This is a genomic window from Amedibacillus sp. YH-ame10 (assembly GCF_053848885.1).
This window is the reverse complement of sequence record NZ_JBSPFA010000005.1, coordinates 1-19464: the sequence shown is the minus strand read 5'-3', so window position 1 is coordinate 19464 and position 19464 is coordinate 1. Positions and strand designations below refer to the sequence as shown.

At 36.2% G+C, this 19464-nt stretch carries 19 protein-coding genes; 16 read left to right on the top strand and 3 right to left on the bottom strand.

Translation table 11 applies throughout. The annotated features are described in order from the left end of the window. Positions 1-136 precede the first annotated feature (136 nt). Entirely contained in the window at positions 137-676 is a 540-nt protein-coding gene (locus tag ACWG42_RS03025) for an HD domain-containing protein (protein ID WP_455790032.1), read from the bottom strand. Positions 677-833: 157 nt separating this feature from the next. Between ACWG42_RS03025 and ACWG42_RS03020 the strand changes: the two genes are divergently transcribed. The 9 genes from ACWG42_RS03020 (at position 834) to ACWG42_RS02980 (ending at position 9627) form a co-directional block, all read left to right on the top strand. After that, on the top strand, positions 834-1832 hold the full coding sequence (locus tag ACWG42_RS03020; RefSeq protein ID WP_455790031.1) for a nucleoid-associated protein: 999 nt from the start codon (positions 834-836) through the stop codon (positions 1830-1832). Positions 1833-1952: 120 nt separating this feature from the next. Then, complete coding sequence (locus ACWG42_RS03015; RefSeq protein ID WP_455790030.1) at positions 1953-3893, top strand: BglG family transcription antiterminator; 1941 nt, start codon at positions 1953-1955, stop codon at positions 3891-3893. 83 nt (positions 3894-3976) lie between these two features. Continuing rightward, positions 3977-5563: a PTS transporter subunit EIIC gene (locus ACWG42_RS03010; RefSeq protein ID WP_455790029.1), complete on the top strand. Its 1587-nt coding sequence runs from the start codon at positions 3977-3979 to the stop codon at positions 5561-5563. A gap of 3 nt (positions 5564-5566) precedes the next feature. Next, positions 5567-7006, top strand: a complete 1440-nt coding sequence (locus ACWG42_RS03005; protein ID WP_455790028.1) for a glycoside hydrolase family 1 protein — start codon at positions 5567-5569, stop codon at positions 7004-7006. Next, complete coding sequence (locus ACWG42_RS03000; protein ID WP_455790027.1) at positions 7003-7299, top strand: PTS sugar transporter subunit IIB; 297 nt, start codon at positions 7003-7005, stop codon at positions 7297-7299. The genes ACWG42_RS03005 and ACWG42_RS03000 overlap by 4 nt, the downstream gene beginning before the upstream one ends. Beyond that, positions 7300-7614 (top strand): PTS lactose/cellobiose transporter subunit IIA, encoded by a 315-nt coding sequence (locus ACWG42_RS02995; RefSeq protein ID WP_455790026.1) that lies wholly within the window; start codon positions 7300-7302, stop codon positions 7612-7614. Between the two features lie 119 nt (positions 7615-7733). Further along, entirely contained in the window at positions 7734-8786 is a 1053-nt protein-coding gene (locus ACWG42_RS02990) for an anion permease (RefSeq protein WP_455790025.1), read from the top strand. Between the two features lie 14 nt (positions 8787-8800). Next, positions 8801-9421: a DUF47 domain-containing protein gene (locus ACWG42_RS02985; protein ID WP_455790024.1), complete on the top strand. Its 621-nt coding sequence runs from the start codon at positions 8801-8803 to the stop codon at positions 9419-9421. Positions 9422-9480: 59 nt separating this feature from the next. Beyond that, the gene (locus ACWG42_RS02980) at positions 9481-9627 is read left to right on the top strand and encodes a hypothetical protein (protein WP_455790023.1); all 147 of its coding nucleotides are present in this window, start codon (positions 9481-9483) and stop codon (positions 9625-9627) included. Positions 9628-9683: 56 nt separating this feature from the next. On the opposite strand, the gene ACWG42_RS02975 is transcribed toward ACWG42_RS02980, so the two are convergent. After that, complete coding sequence (locus tag ACWG42_RS02975) at positions 9684-10997, bottom strand: ATP-binding protein (RefSeq protein ID WP_455790022.1); 1314 nt, start codon at positions 10995-10997, stop codon at positions 9684-9686. Positions 10998-11396: 399 nt separating this feature from the next. On the opposite strand from ACWG42_RS02975, the gene ilvA reads away from it, so the two are divergent. The 6 genes from ilvA to ACWG42_RS02945 all read left to right on the top strand — a co-directional run bounded on the left by ilvA (position 11397) and on the right by ACWG42_RS02945 (position 18155). Continuing rightward, positions 11397-12599, top strand: coding sequence for a threonine ammonia-lyase (gene ilvA, locus ACWG42_RS02970; RefSeq protein WP_455790021.1), 1203 nt, complete (start codon positions 11397-11399; stop codon positions 12597-12599). 21 nt (positions 12600-12620) lie between these two features. After that, the gene (gene ilvB, locus ACWG42_RS02965) at positions 12621-14294 is read left to right on the top strand and encodes a biosynthetic-type acetolactate synthase large subunit (protein WP_455790020.1); all 1674 of its coding nucleotides are present in this window, start codon (positions 12621-12623) and stop codon (positions 14292-14294) included. A gap of 11 nt (positions 14295-14305) precedes the next feature. Next, positions 14306-14797 carry an acetolactate synthase small subunit gene (gene ilvN, locus ACWG42_RS02960; RefSeq protein WP_455790019.1) on the top strand — a complete coding sequence of 164 codons (492 nt, stop codon included), beginning with the start codon at positions 14306-14308 and terminating at the stop codon, positions 14795-14797. A 54-nt stretch (positions 14798-14851) separates the two neighbouring features. Continuing rightward, positions 14852-15847 (top strand): ketol-acid reductoisomerase, encoded by a 996-nt coding sequence (ilvC, locus tag ACWG42_RS02955; protein WP_455790018.1) that lies wholly within the window; start codon positions 14852-14854, stop codon positions 15845-15847. Positions 15848-15859: 12 nt separating this feature from the next. Then, positions 15860-17524: a dihydroxy-acid dehydratase gene (gene ilvD, locus ACWG42_RS02950; RefSeq protein WP_455790017.1), complete on the top strand. Its 1665-nt coding sequence runs from the start codon at positions 15860-15862 to the stop codon at positions 17522-17524. A 76-nt stretch (positions 17525-17600) separates the two neighbouring features. Then, positions 17601-18155, top strand: a complete 555-nt coding sequence (locus tag ACWG42_RS02945) for a DNA-3-methyladenine glycosylase I (RefSeq protein ID WP_455790016.1) — start codon at positions 17601-17603, stop codon at positions 18153-18155. Positions 18156-18188: 33 nt separating this feature from the next. Here ACWG42_RS02945 and ACWG42_RS02940 read toward each other — a convergent pair whose 3' ends face one another. After that, positions 18189-18860, bottom strand: coding sequence for a class I SAM-dependent methyltransferase (locus ACWG42_RS02940; protein ID WP_455790015.1), 672 nt, complete (start codon positions 18858-18860; stop codon positions 18189-18191). 223 nt (positions 18861-19083) lie between these two features. Here ACWG42_RS02940 and ACWG42_RS02935 point away from each other — a divergent pair. Then, on the top strand, positions 19084-19464 hold a 381-nt coding region (locus tag ACWG42_RS02935; protein ID WP_455790014.1), incomplete at its 3' end, for a UPF0236 family transposase-like protein.

The window sequence follows — 19464 nt, the reverse complement described above, 5'->3', positions numbered from 1 at the left end:
TATTGTAGATAAATATATTTGTGTTCTAATTAACTACCTAACTTTTTTCTTTTTGCACTTAAGGATTTCTATCATACCAATTATGCAATTTATTTATAGAAATAGTATGGGTGCACTTCATTCTTAGGAGTAAGGTTTATTTTCTTATAAGAGCATAACACAATGTGAATCGGTTATAACGAATTTTACGACCACACTGTTGAAGTACTTCTGATAATGCACAATATTTATCTACGGCTTGTAAAATCAAGCCTTCTTTTGTTTTTGGACGATGAAAGGTAATTGGCCACATATGATGCAAGATAGCATCTTCAATAATGGCATTTACCATCGTTGCTTTTCTAGCATTCTCTAAAGCTACTTTTGGATGTGCACTACGATGTTTCCCTTCAAAGGGGATTTCATCATGATGACGATCATATAAGTATAGGTCATGTAATAAACCTGCTCTAGCGGCACTATAAGCATCTAAATGAAACTTTCTTGCTAATAAAAAGGTATAGTAGGAAACGTTGAGAGAGTGTTGAAATCTTGACGTATGCATATGTTGTACATAATCTTGTAACTCGTTAATTTGATCAAGACCTAGCAAATCTTTAATACAATCCAAATATTCATTTGCTAATGTACAATCTTCGTTATTTAAATCCACTTTTGAAAAAATCGCTTTCTCCATGCATTATCCTCTTTCTTTCACAGTACTTCTTCATCATATCATTTTTTTATAAACAATTTATGTGATAGGTTTGTGATTTGCATTTTTTACAATTTTCGCTTTTGCAAATTGCCTTGAAATACGGTATCATAATACCATATGAAAAGGGGATTATAAAATGTTAACTTTTGAAAATGTAATATTACATATATTGGATAGCGAACATAACACATGTGTAATTAGTGATGAATGTATGGATGAAACAGATGAAACACTAGATACCATATTGCAAAGTAAGGCAACAAAGATTTTTGCGAGTGCACAAAAGAAAAAGGGAGTTTTTCAAGAAGGGTCTGCGTTTCGTGAATGTGTAGAACGTTATAAGGATGGACAAGTATCATTTGAGGAAATGAGTGAGAAGATAGCCCGTAGTATTTTTGATGTGAAGATGAAATATGGTTTATATGCATCCAGTGACTTGATTGTAGCGATTGTTATGAATGAGGGTAGACGTTACCTAATCGGTATTGATAATGCCTTCCATGAAGGAATTACGCATGATATACGTCAAAGTGATAAAACATGCAATGTGATTTGTTCTAGCTCCTCATTGATTTCTAGTAACTTGATTAAAGATGATCGTGTATTCCTTGTAGAACTAAGTGATTTGAGTGTTTCCACGATTGAAACAAAGATAGAAATTGAAGCAGAGAAAGTAAATGTATTCGCGGATATCATTCTACAAACAAGCAATGAACCATCCTATAAAGAGGCAATGAAATCCATTAGTAAAACATGTGAAATGATCGTAGATAAATATGATATGAATGAAATGGAAATACTTCCTAAGATGAAGGGGATTATACAAGAGAATGTAACCGCGCAAACACCCATCAATATAGAAGAAGTCGCAAATGTATTGTTTGTGGATAAACCTCTTGCGAAAAGTGAGTTTAAAGAAGAACTTAAGACAAAAGGGGTAGAAAAAGATGTAGAAGTAGAATACGTTAAACCTACCAAAGCGGATGTCGTACAAAAGATAAAGACAGATAGAGGAATCGAATTGATCATTCCTATTGATTTTATGAACTCTAAAGATTTAGTGGAATTTCAAAACAATCCAGACGGTACCATTTCTATACAATTGAAAAATATTATGCACATTTCTAGTAAGTAAGGTGTATAGCGAACAAGTGAAAACTTGTTCTTTTTTTTAGAAATGGAAGAAATTGCATAGGGAAGCCTTTTACAATTATAGAACAATACGATACAATTACAATGAATGAGAGGTATGAATATGTCTACAAAAAATAATCGCATGATTGTATTCTTAAAACTATTGATGAATCATGAAGGATATATGAAGAGTGAAGAATTATGTGCAGGATTATCCATCAGTCCAAGAACACTTCGAGATGATATCACGAAGTATAATATAGAATTTCGTAAGAATGGGTTAATGATTGATTCGAAACATGGAACTGGGTATCGTTTACAAATCATTGATGAGAGTGCGTATCATTTATTTATTGCGTCACTTTTAAAAGAGGAAGAAGATTCCCAACGATTACTACCAGTATATCCAGAGGATCGTATCAATTACTTAATTAAATTGTTGTTGAGCAATGATGACTATGTAAAGTTAGATGATGTTGCAGATGAAATTTTCATAAGTCGCTCTACTTTACAAAATGATATGAAAGAAGTGCGTGAGAGATTGCGTTTCTTCCATTTAAAGCTAAATAGTAAACCCGCATATGGACTACGTATCGAAGGAAGTGAGATGCATAAACGTTCCTGTATCTCGCAATACTTTTTTCATACGGATACGATGGATGAACTTTTTTCTAAACGAAATCCAATGAATGAACAACAAACTCTAATACGAGATATCCTATTTGAAACCTTGGATGAAACAGGATTTCGTTTGAGTGATATTGGGTTTCAAAACTTAATCATTCATATTTCTATTGCTTTACAAAGAGTTCGTGAACAAAGTGAAGATAACTTAGAACTTTATCAGGACATCTTGGATACGAAAGAATATGAAGTCGCAATGCTTTTAGTACAACGTTTAAATGAAGCAATGAAGGTAAACTTAAAACCCGTAGAGACATGTTATATAGCCATTCATCTTATGGGAAAAAAGACATTACAATATCATCGTGAATATGCAATTACACAAGAGATAGAAGAATTGTTATGTACTACCTTTGATGAAATACAACAACAATATGGGTATGACTTCTTTTCCGATTTAGAACTATATACGGTATTAGCGTTGCATTTTCAACCAATGTTAAACCGTTTACGTTATGGACTTCCTATGCAAAATCCATTGTTGGAAGATATTAAGAGTGAACATCATCAAGCGTTTGAAATTGCAGTGTTATCCGCTGATGTCATTACTCGTACCTTGCATTTTTCTATGAGTGAATCAGAGATGGGATATCTAGCTTTGCATTATGCATTAGCAATGGAACGTGCAGAAAGTAAGAAACAAAAGAAGAAGAACATCATTGTTGTATGTGCGAGTGGAGCAGGTAGTTCACAAATATTGATGTATAAATTACGACAACGTTTTCAACAACAATTACAAGATACACAAGTGATTGAAATGTATAAGTTAAAAACGATTGATCAAAGCCATTATGATTTTATTCTAACGACAGTACCAATCCCTTTTCCTACCAGCATTCCGGTAATTCAAGTGCAATACTTCTTAAATGATGCAGATATCGTACAATTATCTGATGCGTTTTTAGAACAAGGGGATACTAGTGTTGTCGATCGTTACTTTGATGATGCTTTGTTCTTTGAAGATATCGAAGGAAAAACAAAAGAAGAAATCATCACTGAAATGATTACACGTACATCGAAGGTTCATCCTCTACCAGATATATTTATGGCATCTGTATTTGAACGTGAACAGATAGCAAGTACGGAATTTGGAAACTTCGTTGCGATGCCTCATCCCATGAAAGCAATGTGTGATGAAACATTTGTAAGTGTTGGTATTTTAAAACGTAACATTCGTTGGGTGCATCAACAAGTGCGTTATGTATTCTTAATGTGTGTGAAGAAAGATGAAACACAGTCCCTTCAACAATTTCATGAAGCACTAGCAACACTTGTAACAAATCGTTCCCTCATGCAAGAGTTTGAAAAAGCTCCTACCATCAAGACTTTAAAAGATATTTTGAACCAACAAACAAACGACAACGATATCTTTCAATAAGAACTGCCACAATGTATGTGGCAATTCGTTCGCTACAAGTAGTATCCATAATCCTTATAATTATAGGTGAGGAGGAACCTAATGTGAATGTTCTGTTATGCTGTTGTTCGGGCTTCTCAACCAGCATCTTAGTAAAGGCAATGCGAGAAGAAGCAATCCGTATAGGAAGACAAGATATTAAGATAGGCTCTATTGGTGTCGATATGCTATATGAATATATCGACCGATCAGATGTCATTTTAATTGCGCCTCAGCTATTTCATGAATATGATCATCTCAAAAAACTGGCAGATGACGCTGGTAAGCCAATGTACGTAGTCAATCGCGATGACTATGGAAACATGGATGGGAAAAAGGTTCTTTCAAACATGCTCTTTCAAATAGAAAGAGATGACAGGGAGGATATTAAAATGGATACTGTTTCAACATTTATTGAAAGCAAATTGATGCCGATTGCGATCAAAGTCGGCTCCAACAAAGTTTTAACGATTATACGTAATGCGATGTGTGCAACGATGTCACTACTTATCATTGGTAGTATTTCAATTTTATTAACGAGCTTTCCAATCGATGCAGTCGCAAAATTCTTACAACCAGCTTCTCCGTTTCTAAATGCAATTTATAACTGTACAACGGGAATGATGGGATTATTTACTGCAGCTAGTATGGCATACTATGCGGCTGTAGAATACAAAGCAGATATATTCTCAAGTATAATTACATCTGTTTCAGCATTCTTATTAACACAAATTTCTTTAGATGGAGTTTTGAATATCGGAGGTTTAGGTTCTAGTGGTTTATTAACTGCTATGGTGATTGGATTTGTAACCGTAAAAGTGATTGATTTATTTAAGAGAAAACACTTGGTTATTAAAATGCCTGCAGGTGTACCTGAAGCAGTTAGCGAATCTTTCTCTTCACTTATTCCAGCGGTCTTAATTCTCGTTGTATTTGGTTCTGTTTCTTTAATCTTTGGATTTAATATCAACGATATCTTAGCAACTATGATGTCTCCATTATCAGGAGCTATCAATACGCCTTGGGGATATGCAATTTATCATATGTTATGTGGTTTAGTATTCTTCTGTGGTATCAACTCAGCTGTTGTTATCGGAGTGGTACAAGCGTTCATTATGCAAAATGGGGCAATGAATGAAGCGGCATTTAAAGCGGGAGAAACCATTCAATATGCCGCAACTTATGCAACAGATACTATGATTTGGGCAGGTGGTACAGGAGCTACTATTGGATTGGTAATCTTAATGGCAATTCGTTCTAAGAGTAAAACTATGAAAACAATGGGACGTATGTCCATCGGTCCTGGTATCTTTAACATCAATGAACCAGTCATCTTTGGTACTCCAATTTGTTTCAACCCAATCTTCTTAATTCCATTCGTGTTATTACCAGGGATTCTAGCGTTCTCTACCTATATGTTAATGGATTTAGGAGTTATCGCTATGCCAACAGTAGGTATGGTTCCTTGGACACTTCCTCCAGTTGCGATTGGATTTGTTATGTCAAATGGCGCAATTTCAACGGGTGTTTGGTCAATTGCGGTCGTTCTAATTAGTATTATCGTATATTATCCATTCTTTAAAATGGCAGATAAAAGAGAATATTTAAATGAGAAAAAAGCACAGCAGGAAGAGGCTGCTGCACAGGAGTAATCTATGAAGAAAACACCATTCCCTAAAGATTTCTTATGGGGCGGAAGTATTGCGGCACATCAATGTGAAGGTGCTTATCTTGAAGGTGGCAAAGGTTTAGGAATTATGGATCTTGTGAGCAATGGAACCTATGAAACTCCTAGACATATATCTTCTGTACTAGAAGAGGGATGTTATTATCCCTCTCATACAGGGATTGATTTCTATCATCGTTATAAAGAAGATCTTGCCTTGATGGCAGAGATGGGTTTTAAAACCCTACGCATCTCTATCGATTGGTCTAGAATATATCCTATGGGAGATGAAGAAGAACCCAACCAAGAAGGATTGCAGTTCTATCATGATGTCATCGATGAAATGCTACGGTTACACATAGAACCAATGGTAACACTCTATCATTTTGAATTACCAATGAACATTGTGAAAACATACGGAGCATGGTTGAATCGTAAAACTATTGATTTATATGTGAAGTTTTGTAGAAGTGTGGTTACTTCATTAAAAGGAAAGGTCCATCGTTGGGTGACCTTTAATGAGATGAATCATTTAGATCCAATGAGTGAAGTTAGTGATATCTTTACGTATATGATTGCAGGTGTAAAATACAGCGAGTTAACAAATAAGAAACAAGACCTTGCTAGTATTGGTTATCATATGACCTTAGCAGGTGTAAAAGCATGTGCATGCATTCATGAGATTGATCCATCCAATCAAGTAGGTTGTGTATTTGGTATCACTCCTTATTATCCAAAAAACTGTAGACCAGAAAATGTACTGCAAGCATTTAAGGATATGGATCGTGATTTCTATCAAATAGATGCTATGTGCAATGGTGCTTTTCCAGAATATAAAGTAAAAGAATATGTACGTAATGATATCATCGTGGATATCACTCACGAGGATAAACAAGCTTTCAAAGAAGGAACTCTAGATTTTATTGGGTTGAATTATTATGCAACTGAAGTGCGTGCTACCAAAGAAGATATGGATGGTAACGCTACGTATTTTGGAGGAATGGAAAATCCTTACCTTAAACAATCGGATTGGGGTTGGACAGTAGATCCAGTAGGATTACGGTACTTGTTGAATTATACATATCGTCGTTATGGTCTTCCTATTATCATTACAGAAAATGGCCTAGGTGCTGTTGATGTAGTGAATGAACAAGGAATCGTCGATGATAATTATCGTATTTCTTATTTGAATGATCATATTAAAAATATCATTGATGCAGTACAAGAAGATGGTGTGGATTGTTTTGGATATTTGATGTGGGGACCAATTGATTTGGTATCTGCCACAACTGGTGAGATGAAAAAACGTTATGGTTTTATCTATGTAGATAAACAAGATGATGGAACGGGAACTTATGCAAGAAGTCCTAAAAAGAGTTTTGCGTGGTATCAAGAAGTAATTAAAACAAATGGAGGAAATATAAAATGAATATTTTATTGATATGCTCAGCTGGAATGTCAACGAGCTTAATGGTACAAAAAATGCGTGATGTTGCCGCAGAAGAAGGATTGGAAGCGACAATATGGGCAGTAGCAGAAGTAGAAGCAAGCGAAGAGGTTAAAAAGGCAGACGTTGTTTTGTTAGGACCACAAATTCGCTTCAAACTTCCACAAATGAAAGAACTATGCAAAGATACTCCTATCGATGCCATCGATATGCGTGCTTATGGAATGATGGATGGAAAAGCCGTTTTACATAGAGCACTTGAAATGGTGAAGTAAATGGAAGGAATAGAACTTATTTGTTTTCAAATCATTTCTTCTGTAGGAGGAGCGCGCTCTTCTTATATTGAAGCAATTCAAAAGGCAAAAGCTGCAGACTTTGAAGGCGCAGACGCTTGTATGAAAGAGGGTGCTAAAATGTTTCATGAAGGACATAATGCACACGCACAATTGATACAAAAAGAAGCTTCCGGAGAAGAGAATAAAATTACTTTATTGCTTGTTCATGCGGAAGATCAACTTATGAGTGCAGAAGGATTTGGTATCCTTGCACAAGAATTTATCGATCTGTATAAAGAAGTCAAATCAAAATAATCACGTAAGGAATGGATGCAAGTTCATTCCTTTTTCTATGATTGGATTACATCCTTTTATTGTAGGTAAACATAAAGTATGCTAAAATCAGTGTGAAATTAGAATAGATGGAGAATGGTATGAGTATTACATTTATGGATTTTATAGATGCATTAACGACACATCCACTGCTCATGCTAATCACTGCTTTAATGCTTGGGGTTATGGTAGTGAATGGTTGGAGTGATGCGCCTAATGCAATTGCGACTTGTATATCAACACGCGCTATTAGAGTAAAGAACGCTGTTCGATTGGCAGTGGTTTGTAATCTGTTAGGTGTTTTTGTTATGACTTCCATTAATGTAACAGTAGCTCAAACCATATACAATATGGTAGATTTTGGTAAGAGTACGGATGATGCCTTAGTTGCCTTGTGTGCGAGCTTAGTTGCCATTATGGTGTGGGCAATCATGGCTTGGAAAATTAAAATTCCAACAAGTGAGAGTCATGCTTTGATAGCTGGGTTAAGTGGTGCAGCGATTGCTTTCCATAATGGGTTACAGGGAATAAACGGAAGTGAGTGGCAAAAAGTAATCTTTGGATTTGGAGCGAGTTTATGGATTGGTTTTGTGGGAGGTTTTTTATTTGTAAAAGTAATCGAAAGGATATGTCGTAACTGTAATCGTAAGAAGAGTCAAACGTTCTTTCGTTATGGTTCTATTATGGGGGGAGCTATGATGGCGTTTATGCATGGGGCACAAAGTGGACAAAAGTTTATGGGAGTATTTCTCATTTCCATTTTTATGGTAAATGGAAATGCACATACAGGAGGAATTGAAATTCCTATTTGGTTGATGTGTATTTGTTCCATCGCTATCGGTTTAGGGACAAGCATTGGTGGGTATAAGATTATAAAGGCTGTTGGTATGGATTTGGTAAAGCTAGAAAAATACCAAGGGTTTGCTTCTGATATGGCTGCTTCTATATATTTGTTTGCGTCTTCATGGTTAGGTTTGCCTGTTTCCACTACCCATACTAGATCTTCCTCTGTTATGGGGGCAGGGAGTGCTCGTAGGCTATCGAGTGTGGATTGGAAATATGTAAAGAAGATGTTGCTTGTTTGGATTTTAACCTTTCCATGCGCTGGGTTTCTAGGATTTCTATTTACGAAGCTATTTATTTTATTGTTTTAAGGAGGAAGTTACAGATGAATAAAAAGGGATATAATTATTACTCTGCTTTTATAAAGATTGCGGATTACGCATATAAAGCATGCGAGGAATTGAATGCTATCGTACAATCTTTTGATACAGATGGATTAGATGAGCATTTAGAAAAGATGCATGAATTAGAACATGAAGCAGATACTGTACGTCATGAAATTATGGAAGTACTTGCGAAAGAATTCCTTCCACCAATTGATCGAGAAGATATTGTGGCACTTGGGAATGCATTGGATGATATGGTGGATGCAGTAGAGGATATTGCTATTGGACTGTATGTATATAATGTACAAGACATCCGTGAAGAGGCAATTCCATATGCAGATGTTGTTTTACAGTGTTGTGAAGCAGTAAGAATTATTATGGAAGAATTTGTAAACTTTCAAAAATCAAAAGAACTTATGCAATACATTCAGAATGTGAATGCCTTAGAAGGGAAAGGTGATATGTTGTACGCTAGAACAACACGGATTATCTTTACAAGTGATTTGGATGCTGTTGAAGTTATGAAGTGGAGATCTATTTATGATCGCATGGAGGCTACTTGTGATGCCTGTGAAGAAGTTGGTCGATTGGTAGAAAGTGTAATATTAAAAAATTCGTAGAAGAATCTTGGATGAGGTTCTTTTTTTCTGGTTACGCTATGAGTAGGAGCGTGAGATATATGGAAAATAAAAATAAAGGAAAAGAATTACAAAAGGAAGCACAACAAGAAAACAAAAAGAGTGCTGTAAACAATCAATGGACTACGAATAATTCAAAGTATTACCCCGATGAAAGAGAACGTAGGGATGGTCCCGGAGGAAATTGATTTGTAGGAATAAGAAAACGTATCCTATGTGTTGTTTACATTAGGATACGTTTTTATTATGTATTCTTTGCTTGTCCTGCTAGATAATAAATTAATTGTTGAGCCGCTCTTCCACTCATGCCCCCATGGCTTAATTCCCATTTACGTGCTTCTGCGTGTAGTTCTTCCTCGCTTAAGGTAATGGATGGATATTTCTTTGCGAGTTCCACAACGATTTCAAAATAGTTCTTTTGACTTGGTCTTTCATAACAAATGCTACATCCAAATCGAGCAACCAAACTAAGTTTTTCTTGCATTGTATCCGAACGATGTAATTCATCTTGACTCATATCACTTCGATCACTCCAAGTTTCGCGAATCAAGTGACGACGATTGCTCGTTGCGTAGATAAGAATATTATCGGGTTTCGTTTCTACGCCACCCTCAATTACGGCCTTAAGGAATTTGTACTCAATTTCAAATTCTTCAAATGATAAATCGTCCATATAAATAATGAAACGATAATTACGATTTTTAATTTGCGAGATGATAGTAGATAAGTCTTTGAATTGGTGTTTGTATATTTCAATCATACGTAAACCATCTTTGTAGAATTCATTTACAATGGCTTTGATACTTGTGGATTTACCAGTTCCGCTATCTCCATATAATAGGACGTTGTTTGCTTCTTTGCCTTCCACAAAGGCCCTTGTATTATTTACTAGCATTTCTTTTTGCATTTGATAACCAACCAAATCGTCTAAACGAACGACTTCCATGTTGTTGATAGGAAGTAAGGTTATGCTTTGATCGTCATTGGAACGAATACGAAAGGCTTTGTTTAAGCCAAACATGCCTACGCCATATTGGTAATAGAAGTTTGTGATGATGGTGAAGATTTCTTCTTCATCGTTTGCTTGTTCAATTTGTTCACTGATGGTTTTTACCATGGTGGAAACATTCTTGTTGTACATACGTTCTTTTTTAGAAACAGAGGTATAGTTTGTAATGATAGAGAAACAGTTGATATCAAGTGCTTGTTCAATAGGGGAGAAATCAAAATCAAATAAACGTTTGATGATTTTGAAGTCATGTTTTGCGAATTGGTTAACGCTCCCTTGGATATCTTGATTCTTTTCACTGACTAAGGAAAATGAGTTTTCATTCATTAGTAATAAGAAACATAAATAGTTGTGCCATAGATTCTTATCGAATGCATAACGTGTAGATAGATCTAGTAAAGCTTTGATTTGGGTATAGATGCGTTCTAGAAGTTCACTTTCTTCATAGGTGCCTTTATCAAAGTCATGAAAGATATCACGAAATCCATATAGGATTTCACCTTCCTTTAAATCTCTATATAATATAAATCTAGATATGTCTTTATACATAAACAATTCCTCCCAATAAATGTATGTTTATTATATACCTTTTTATCTCATATTTAAACGTTTTCTTGGTATATGATATATCGCTTACATAGAAATGTAAATATTTTACAAGAAAATTGAAAAAATGACTGAAAAGTATTGACATACAAATGAAAAAGTTTTATTCTATATGTAATGTTTGAAAGGAAGTGGATCTTGTGAACGGCACTTATATAAACGCAATCAGCGTCATTATTATTATTCTCATAGTCTTAAACAAGTCTGTTTTTCTTTCAAAATTTTCTGAAAAGGGAATTTAAACAGTCGCTTTTGTTGTTGAGGGCGTGAGATAGAAAGAAAAGCAGCGTATGCACTATAGAACGCTGCTTTTATTTTAAGAAAGATTAGGGAGGAACATGTATGGATTGTAAGGATGTAGAACAAGCGGCCGCAAGGCTTTCGGGTAATATTCATAATGTGAAAGTAACATCATCAAAGACATTTTCCGCAATGTCAGGATGTGAGTTATTTCTAAAATGTGAGAATCGACAGAAAACAGGTTCCTTTAAAGTAAGAGGCGCTTTCAATAAACTGGCGAAATTAAAAGAAGAAGGGTATCAGGGAGAACTCATTGCGAGTAGTGCAGGGAATCATGCACAAGGCGTTAGTTATGCAAGTGCACAATTGGGGATGCACGCGACTATTGTGATGCCAAAGAGTACACCGATTGCGAAAGTATTGGCGACCCAAGGGTATGGAGCTGAAGTTGTCTTAGCAGGTGATTGTTACGATGAGTGTTATCAAGAAGCACTTCGTATACAGAAGGAAAGAGAAGCCTTATTCATTCATCCATTTGATGATGAAGATGTCATTGCTGGACAGGGAACCATTGCTTATGAAATATGTCATGATCTTCCTAATGTAGATATGATTGTAGTACCTGCAGGAGGTGGAGGATTATTATCAGGAATTGCCTTCTACGCAAAACAGATCAATCCTAGAATTAAAGTTGTAGGGGTACAGGCAGAAGGTGCGAATGCCATTGTACAATCCTTTAAGAAAAAGAAACATGTCGCAACCAAACATGTAAATACAATTGCCGATGGAATTGCAGTTATGAATCCGGGTAGTAAAACAAATAAACTCATACAAGAATATGTAGATGATATGGTCACTGTAAGTGATAATGAAATAGCCGCTACGATACTGCTTCTACTCGAACGTGAAAAACAAGTAGTAGAACCTGCTGGAGCCGCAAGTCTTGCGGCAATCTTAAATCAAAAAATAGATGTTGCAGGGAAGAAAGTAGTTTGTGTGTTATCCGGTGGTAATATTGATGTATCCTTTATTCATAAAGTAGTTGAAAAAGGACTTGTAACACGTGGAAGAAATATGAAGTTTCGTGCATTGATGTTGGATGTTCCGGGAAGTCTTGAACATTTAACACATGTAGTAAATGTTGCGAATGCAAACATTATTGAAGTACAATATGATCGTATACAAGCAGATTTAAATCTGAATGAAACGATTTTGCATATTGCGGTTGAAGTATCTAGTAAGGAACATGGAGATGCATTGTTAGATGCCTTACGTGAAGCTGGATACGTTGTTACATTAGAATAAAATGAGAAGGGAGAGAATGTTATGAAAATGAATGGATCGCAAATCTTAGTACAAGCTTTGATAGATCAGGGTGTGGATACCATTTTTGGTTATCCAGGAGGCTCCGTATTAAATATTTATGATGCACTATATGAACGTGCAAATGATTTACATCATGTCCTTACTTCTCATGAACAAGGGGCTGCACATGCAGCGGATGGATATGCGAGATCTACAGGTAAAACAGGTGTTTGTTTAGCAACGAGTGGACCAGGGGCAACCAATCTTGTAACAGGTATAGCTACAGCATATATGGATTCTATTCCGATGGTCGCAATTACAGGAAATGTTCCAAATGATTTGATCGGTAGAGATAGTTTCCAAGAGGTCAATATCGCAGGAATCACAATGCCAATAACCAAACATAATTTTATCGTACAACATGTAGAGGATTTAGCCGCAACTGTACGTAAAGCATTTGTGATTGCGAATTCTGGAAGAAAAGGACCTGTCTTAATTGATATTCCCAAAGATATCACGGCAGCCACATGTGAGTATACGCAATTGCCTCGTTTCCGTATTCGTAAACTTCCACGTGTAAATGATACAGAATTTGAAAAAGCATTGGATATGATTATGAAAGCAGAGCGCCCTATGATTTATGCAGGTGGAGGTATTATTTCAAGTAATGCGTCAAAGGAATTATTAGAGTTCTCACAATATATGGATATCCCAGTAAGTTGTTCCATGATGGGGTTATCCTCTGTACCTTATGATTATGATTTATACTTGGGTATGATAGGAATGCATGGTACGCCAGTATCCAATTATGCGACACTGCATACGGATTTGATCATAGCAATTGGTTCTCGATTCTCAGATCGTGTAGCGGGAAATCGTAGCGAGTTTGGAAAAGAAGCGAACATCATTCACTTCGATATCGATGCGAGTGAAATCAGTAAGAATGTTGCGAGTGATATTAGTATCGTTGGAGATGCCAAATATATCTTAAAGAAGATGATGCAACGTATGCCAGAGAGTAAACATAGTGAATGGACAAGCAAGTTGAAAGAAGTAAAATCAAAAAAAGATCTTCCTAAACCTGTAGATCCAGGAACTAGTGTTGATCCTCGTGATTTGGCATTATCACTTCATCAAATTGTTGGAGAGGATGCGATAATCGTTACCGATGTTGGACAACATCAAATGATTATGGCACAATATTATCAGTTCTCGAAACCAAGAAGCTTCGTTAGTTCTTGTGGATTAGGTACGATGGGATTTGGTATGGGAGCTGCAATTGGTACTAAATTAGCGAACCCAGATCGACCAGTCATCCTAGTCAGTGGAGATGGAAGTTTCCATATGAATATGAACGAGATGGCAACAGCAGTGAGTGAAGAACTTCCTATCATTGTATTATTATTCAATAATGCAGTATTAGGAATGGTAAGACAATGGCAAACATTGTTCTATGATCATCGCTATTCACAAACCAATATCAATCGTAAAACCGATTATGTAAAACTTGCGGAAGCATTTGGTGCAAAGGGAATGCGTATTAAAACACATAGTGATATTGAACCTGTTATGAAAGAAGCTTTACAATCAAAAACACCAGTCATTATTGATTGTTGGATTGATAAAGATGATTGTGTATTCCCAATTATTCCACCAGGAAAAAGTGGAAAAGATATCATCCTTTATGGAAATTAGGAGGTAAGGTTATGAAAAGTGCAGTTATTTCATTATTAGTATCCAACCACTTTGGTGTCCTTACCAGAGTTACCAATCTGTTTTCACAAAGAGGATACAACATCGATACCTTAGCCGTAGGTGTTACAGAGAATCCAAAATTTTCTCGTATTACCATTACGACAGGTGGAGAAGAAAATATTATCAATCAGATTAAGCTACAATTAGCAAAATTAGAAGATGTAAAAGTTGTGGAAGAAATTCCTGATGAAAAATTATTTGTACGAGAAGTTGTGTTGGTGAAAGTAAAACCAAATGAAGAACAAATTTCAATGTTTGAAAAAATTATCGATGACTTCAAAGGACGTACACAGATTATTGAAGACAACTGTTATATTGTAGAATTTACAGATACTCCTGCGACGATTGATTACGTCATTGAGGAGTTACGTGAATTCCATATACAGGAAGTCAGTAGAACAGGTGGAGCTGCATTACAGCTTACCAGTGGAACTATATATTAAACGTAAATATACGTTTGATGATAAAAGTATATAACCAAATAGGAGGACAAGAACATGGTTAAAGTTTATTATGATACGGATTGTAATTTGGATTTATTAAAAGGGAAAACAGTTGCGATTATCGGTTTCGGTAGTCAAGGACATGCACATGCAGAAAACTTGAAAGACAGTGGAGTAAACGTAGTAGTTGGTTTACGTCCAGGATCAAAGAGTCGCACAAAAGCAGAAGAAGCAGGACTTACTGTTATGGATACGGCCGCTGCCGCTAAAGCAGGAGATGTGATTATGATTTTGGCACCCGATCAAGATCAACCAGATATCTACAAGAATGACATTGAGCCTAACTTAGAACCAGGAAATATGTTGATGTTTGCTCATGGATTTGCGATTCACTTCAATCAAATCGTTGCGCCTAAAGGTGTAGATGTTACCATGTGTGCACCAAAAGGACCTGGGCATACGGTACGTTCTCAATACTTAGAAGGTAGAGGAGTTCCATCTTTGATTGCAATTCATCAAGATGAAAGTGGAAAAGCTCATGAATATGCATTAGCGTATGCTTGTGGTATTGGAGCAGGTCGTGCAGGAATCATTGAAACAACATTCCGTGCAGAGACAGAAACTGACTTATTCGGTGAACAAGCTGTCTTATGTGGTGGTGTATGTGAACTTATGCAAGCAGGTTTTGATACCCTTGTAGAAGCAGGTTATGAACCAGAGATGGCATACTTTGAATGTATCCATGAAATGAAATTAATCGTTGACTTAATCAATAGTGGTGGATTTGCAATGATGCGTTATTCTATCTCAGATACTGCAGAATACGGAGATTACGTTACTGGAAAACGTTTAATTACAGAAGAAACACGTAAAGAAATGAAAAAAGTATTAACCGAAATTCAAGATGGTACATTTGCTGGAAACTGGATTACAGAAAACAAAGCAGCTGGACGCTCTCACTTCTTAGGAATGCGTAGAGTACATGCAGAACACCCATCTGAAGTAGTAGGAGCTCAATTACGTAAAATGATGAGCTGGTTAAAAAAATAGGAAGTGATAACTATGGGAAGACCAAGTGATTCGGTGATAAAAGGAGATGCTTGCGCTCCGCAACGTTCCTTGTTTTATGCCCTTGGTTTCACCAAGGAAGAATTAGAAAGACCTTTGATTGGAGTTGTAAGTGCATACTCTGAAATCGTGCCTGGACATATGCATCTAGATAAGATTACAGAAGCAGTGAAAGCTGGTATTCGTATGGCTGGAGGTACTCCAATCATGGTGCCTAGCATCGGTGTATGTGATGGAATTGCGATGGGACACATTGGTATGAAATATTCTCTAGCTAGTAGAGAATTGATTGCGGACAGTGTGGAGACTATGGCAAGAGCACATGGCTTCGATGGTTTGGTATTAGTACCAAACTGCGATAAGATTGTACCTGGTATGTTAATGGGTGCATTGCGTGTGAATGTTCCAACAGTCGTCATGTCTGGAGGAGCAATGCTACCTGGAAACGATGCAGGAAAAGCGATGAGTTTATCTACGATGTTTGAAGCAGTCGGTGCGAAAAAAGCGGGACTTATCAACGAAGATAGACTTACAGAAATTGAACAAAATGCATGTCCTGGATGTGGGTCTTGTTCTGGTATGTTTACCGCAAATTCTATGAACTGTTTATGTGAAGCATTAGGGATTGCATTACCAGGAAATGGAAGCGTACCTGCAGTATATGCTCTACGTCTACAAATGGCAAAAAAAGCTGGTATGCAAGTTATGGAGATGCTAGAGCGAGATATACGCCCAAGAGATATCGTAAATGAGAAATCATTACGTAATGGATTGGCTGCGGATATGGCACTTGGATGTTCTTCTAATACCGTATTGCATTTACTTGCTATCGCAAAAGAAGCCGGTGTGAATGTGAATTTGGATGTCATCAATGAAATTTCTATGAAGACTCCAAATTTATGTAAACTTGCTCCTGCAGGTCCTGATCATATTGTAGATTTATACAATGCTGGAGGCGTTCAAGCAGTCTTAAAAGAACTTTCCAAAAAAGCATTGATTGATGATTCCTTAATGACAGTGACTGGTAAAACAGTGAAAGAGAACATTGCGAATGTAATGAACAGTAACCATGCAATTATTAAAGATATCGATCAACCAAACAGTGCAAATGGTGGGATTGCTGTATTATATGGAAATATCGCACCTAAAGGCTGTGTGGTGAAACGTTCTGCAGTTGCTCCAGAAATGATGAAACATACTGGACCTGCTCGCGTATACGATAGCGAAGAGGCTGCTATTGAAGCCATTTATGCTGGAAACATCGTAAAAGGTGATGTCGTTGTTATTCGCTATGAAGGGCCTAAAGGTGGTCCTGGTATGCGTGAAATGTTAAATCCTACATCTGCACTTGCAGGTATGGAACTTGATAAGGATGTCGCTTTAATAACCGATGGACGTTTTTCTGGGGCTTCACGTGGTGCTAGTATTGGACATGTTTCTCCAGAAGCTGCCGCAAAAGGACCTATCGCAATCATTCAAGAAGGTGAGCAAATTGAAATTGACATCAATGCAGGTACTATTAATGTATTGATTTCAGAAGATGAAATTGCTCAACGTATTGCGAATCTTCCTGATTTTGAACCGAAAATCAAAGAAGGCTGGCTATCTCGTTACGCAAGACTTGTGTCTTCTGCGGATGAAGGAGCTGTCTTAAAATAAGAATCTATGTACTCTTACTTTGTAGGAGTACATTTTCTTTTCGTGCTATGCTATACTAAAGAAAAAAGGAGTGCTTATGGAAAAGAAGAGATGTTGTTGGGCAGAACATGTAGAAGAAGTTTATATAAACTATCATGATCAAGAATGGGGAGTGCCGGTGCATGATGATCATAAACTTTTTGAGATGTTATTGTTAGAATCCTTTCAAGCTGGATTATCATGGATTACCATTTTGAAGAAACGTGAGAATTTCAAAGAAGCCTTTGATAATTTTGATGTTTATAAGGTGGCAAAATATGATGAGAATAAAATACAAGAACTAAAAGGGAATGCTGGTATCATTCGAAATGGACTTAAAATAAAAGCAGCGATTAAAAATGCACAAATATTTATAGATATACAAAAAGAGTATGGAAGCTTTTCTGATTATTTGTGGCATTTTACAGATCATAAAGTAATATTGGGTGGGGAAGAAATGGTAACACATTCTCTATTATCAGATACGATTTCAAAGGACTTATATGATCGGGGTATGCGTTTTGTTGGTACGGTGATCATATATTCTTATCTACAAGCAGTGGGTGTCATAAATGATCATGAAAAAGCATGTTACTTGTATCATAAGCGATAAAAAAAGAGTTCTTCTACAGACGTAGAAGAACTCTTATTTCTTGTAACAAGTGACAACGTAGCATTTTCCTTTTGGTACATCGTGTGTTTCAATGGTGCGTACATTGCTTGGTAATGCATCTACGATGCCATCGCCTGCGATGTTTTTACTCATAATCACAATCTTACCTTCAGGACTTGTGACACGTACCATTTCTTGGATTGCTTTTTTCATATCTTTAAAGGGTGTATGATTTCCATCATGAAATACACAAGTGAATACATCGTCCTGAAATGGAAGTGCTTCTGCATCACCATGACATAAAGTAAGCGATTGTTCGCTATCTTTCATAAGCTCACTGGCTTTTCTAAGGTTCGCTTTGTTTGCGTCAATACCAACAAACTTTACGGATTTCAGTGGAAGTGTGCGAATGTTTGCTCCATCACCGACACTGACTTCTAAAGCATATTCTCCAGGCCATAATTCTAAGAATTGTAGATAAGATGCTCGTGTTTTTTTGTCATTACTAAAAGGATTTTTTAACTTCTTAGTAATGGGTGTAGTATTTGTTGTATCACGTTCTTCGTGCGCTATAAAATCAACGATATCGTTTTCATCGATGGTATATGCAATTGTTTTTGATTCATTTTTTAAAACGTGTTTAGACTCACTATAAATAAGTGTTTCTTTTGTGGCAGGATCTTGCCAAATATCTTCGTTAAACATTGTGGTAGCCCCCTTTTTTATATGTATTTATTATACAACTGGGGGTGAGAAAAAGCAATTTATGAATGCTATTAGATAGTGTAAAATGGATGTGGAATTGAAAAAAGTGATATAACCCTATAAAATTTAATCGCGAAACCAAATTTTCAGAAAGGGATTATATCACATGAATATATTATCACATTTCCAAGAATACAATCAAAACAATTTTATCTTTTCTTCTATGACTAGTTTATACGCAGATATGCTTTCTCCATTCTTTACTTCTAGATCATCTTTTAATTACACGAATATTATTGAATCTTTAGGTAAGGGAATTTATTCACTTGCGCAAGATTCCTTGAAGTCATGGCTTGAAGATATGGACTTTTCTTTTCGTTTTTCTACACAACGAAAAGAAAGATACTATGTTAAAAACACTCGTCCTAGAACGATTATAACTCCCTTTGGAGAAGTAACCTATACAAGAACCATTTATTCTTTTAAAGATGGCTCAGATGGTCTCTATACACATGTAGACGAAATTCTTGGGATTCCTAAATATGATCGCTATGATCCTTGTGTTAAATCCATGATGATTTCTCTTTACGCAAACCACAATTCT

Bases quoted from the DNA above. Each gene is read 5' to 3' on its own strand.
- ACWG42_RS03025 (WP_455790032.1), bottom strand. From the start codon at position 676: ATGGAGAAAGCGATTTTTTCAAAAGTGGATTTAAATAACGAAGATTGT.
- ACWG42_RS03020 (WP_455790031.1), top strand. From the start codon at position 834: ATGTTAACTTTTGAAAATGTAATATTACATATATTGGATAGCGAACAT.
- ACWG42_RS03015 (WP_455790030.1), top strand. From the start codon at position 1,953: ATGTCTACAAAAAATAATCGCATGATTGTATTCTTAAAACTATTGATG.
- ACWG42_RS03005 (WP_455790028.1), top strand. From the start codon at position 5,567: ATGAAGAAAACACCATTCCCTAAAGATTTCTTATGGGGCGGAAGTATT.
- ACWG42_RS03000 (WP_455790027.1), top strand. From the start codon at position 7,003: ATGAATATTTTATTGATATGCTCAGCTGGAATGTCAACGAGCTTAATG.
- ACWG42_RS02995 (WP_455790026.1), top strand. From the start codon at position 7,300: ATGGAAGGAATAGAACTTATTTGTTTTCAAATCATTTCTTCTGTAGGA.
- ACWG42_RS02990 (WP_455790025.1), top strand. From the start codon at position 7,734: ATGAGTATTACATTTATGGATTTTATAGATGCATTAACGACACATCCA.
- ACWG42_RS02985 (WP_455790024.1), top strand. From the start codon at position 8,801: ATGAATAAAAAGGGATATAATTATTACTCTGCTTTTATAAAGATTGCG.
- ACWG42_RS02980 (WP_455790023.1), top strand. From the start codon at position 9,481: ATGGAAAATAAAAATAAAGGAAAAGAATTACAAAAGGAAGCACAACAA.
- ACWG42_RS02975 (WP_455790022.1), bottom strand. From the start codon at position 10,997: ATGTATAAAGACATATCTAGATTTATATTATATAGAGATTTAAAGGAA.
- ilvA (WP_455790021.1), top strand. From the start codon at position 11,397: ATGGATTGTAAGGATGTAGAACAAGCGGCCGCAAGGCTTTCGGGTAAT.
- ilvB (WP_455790020.1), top strand. From the start codon at position 12,621: ATGAAAATGAATGGATCGCAAATCTTAGTACAAGCTTTGATAGATCAG.
- ilvN (WP_455790019.1), top strand. From the start codon at position 14,306: ATGAAAAGTGCAGTTATTTCATTATTAGTATCCAACCACTTTGGTGTC.
- ilvC (WP_455790018.1), top strand. From the start codon at position 14,852: ATGGTTAAAGTTTATTATGATACGGATTGTAATTTGGATTTATTAAAA.
- ilvD (WP_455790017.1), top strand. From the start codon at position 15,860: ATGGGAAGACCAAGTGATTCGGTGATAAAAGGAGATGCTTGCGCTCCG.
- ACWG42_RS02945 (WP_455790016.1), top strand. From the start codon at position 17,601: ATGGAAAAGAAGAGATGTTGTTGGGCAGAACATGTAGAAGAAGTTTAT.
- ACWG42_RS02940 (WP_455790015.1), bottom strand. From the start codon at position 18,860: ATGTTTAACGAAGATATTTGGCAAGATCCTGCCACAAAAGAAACACTT.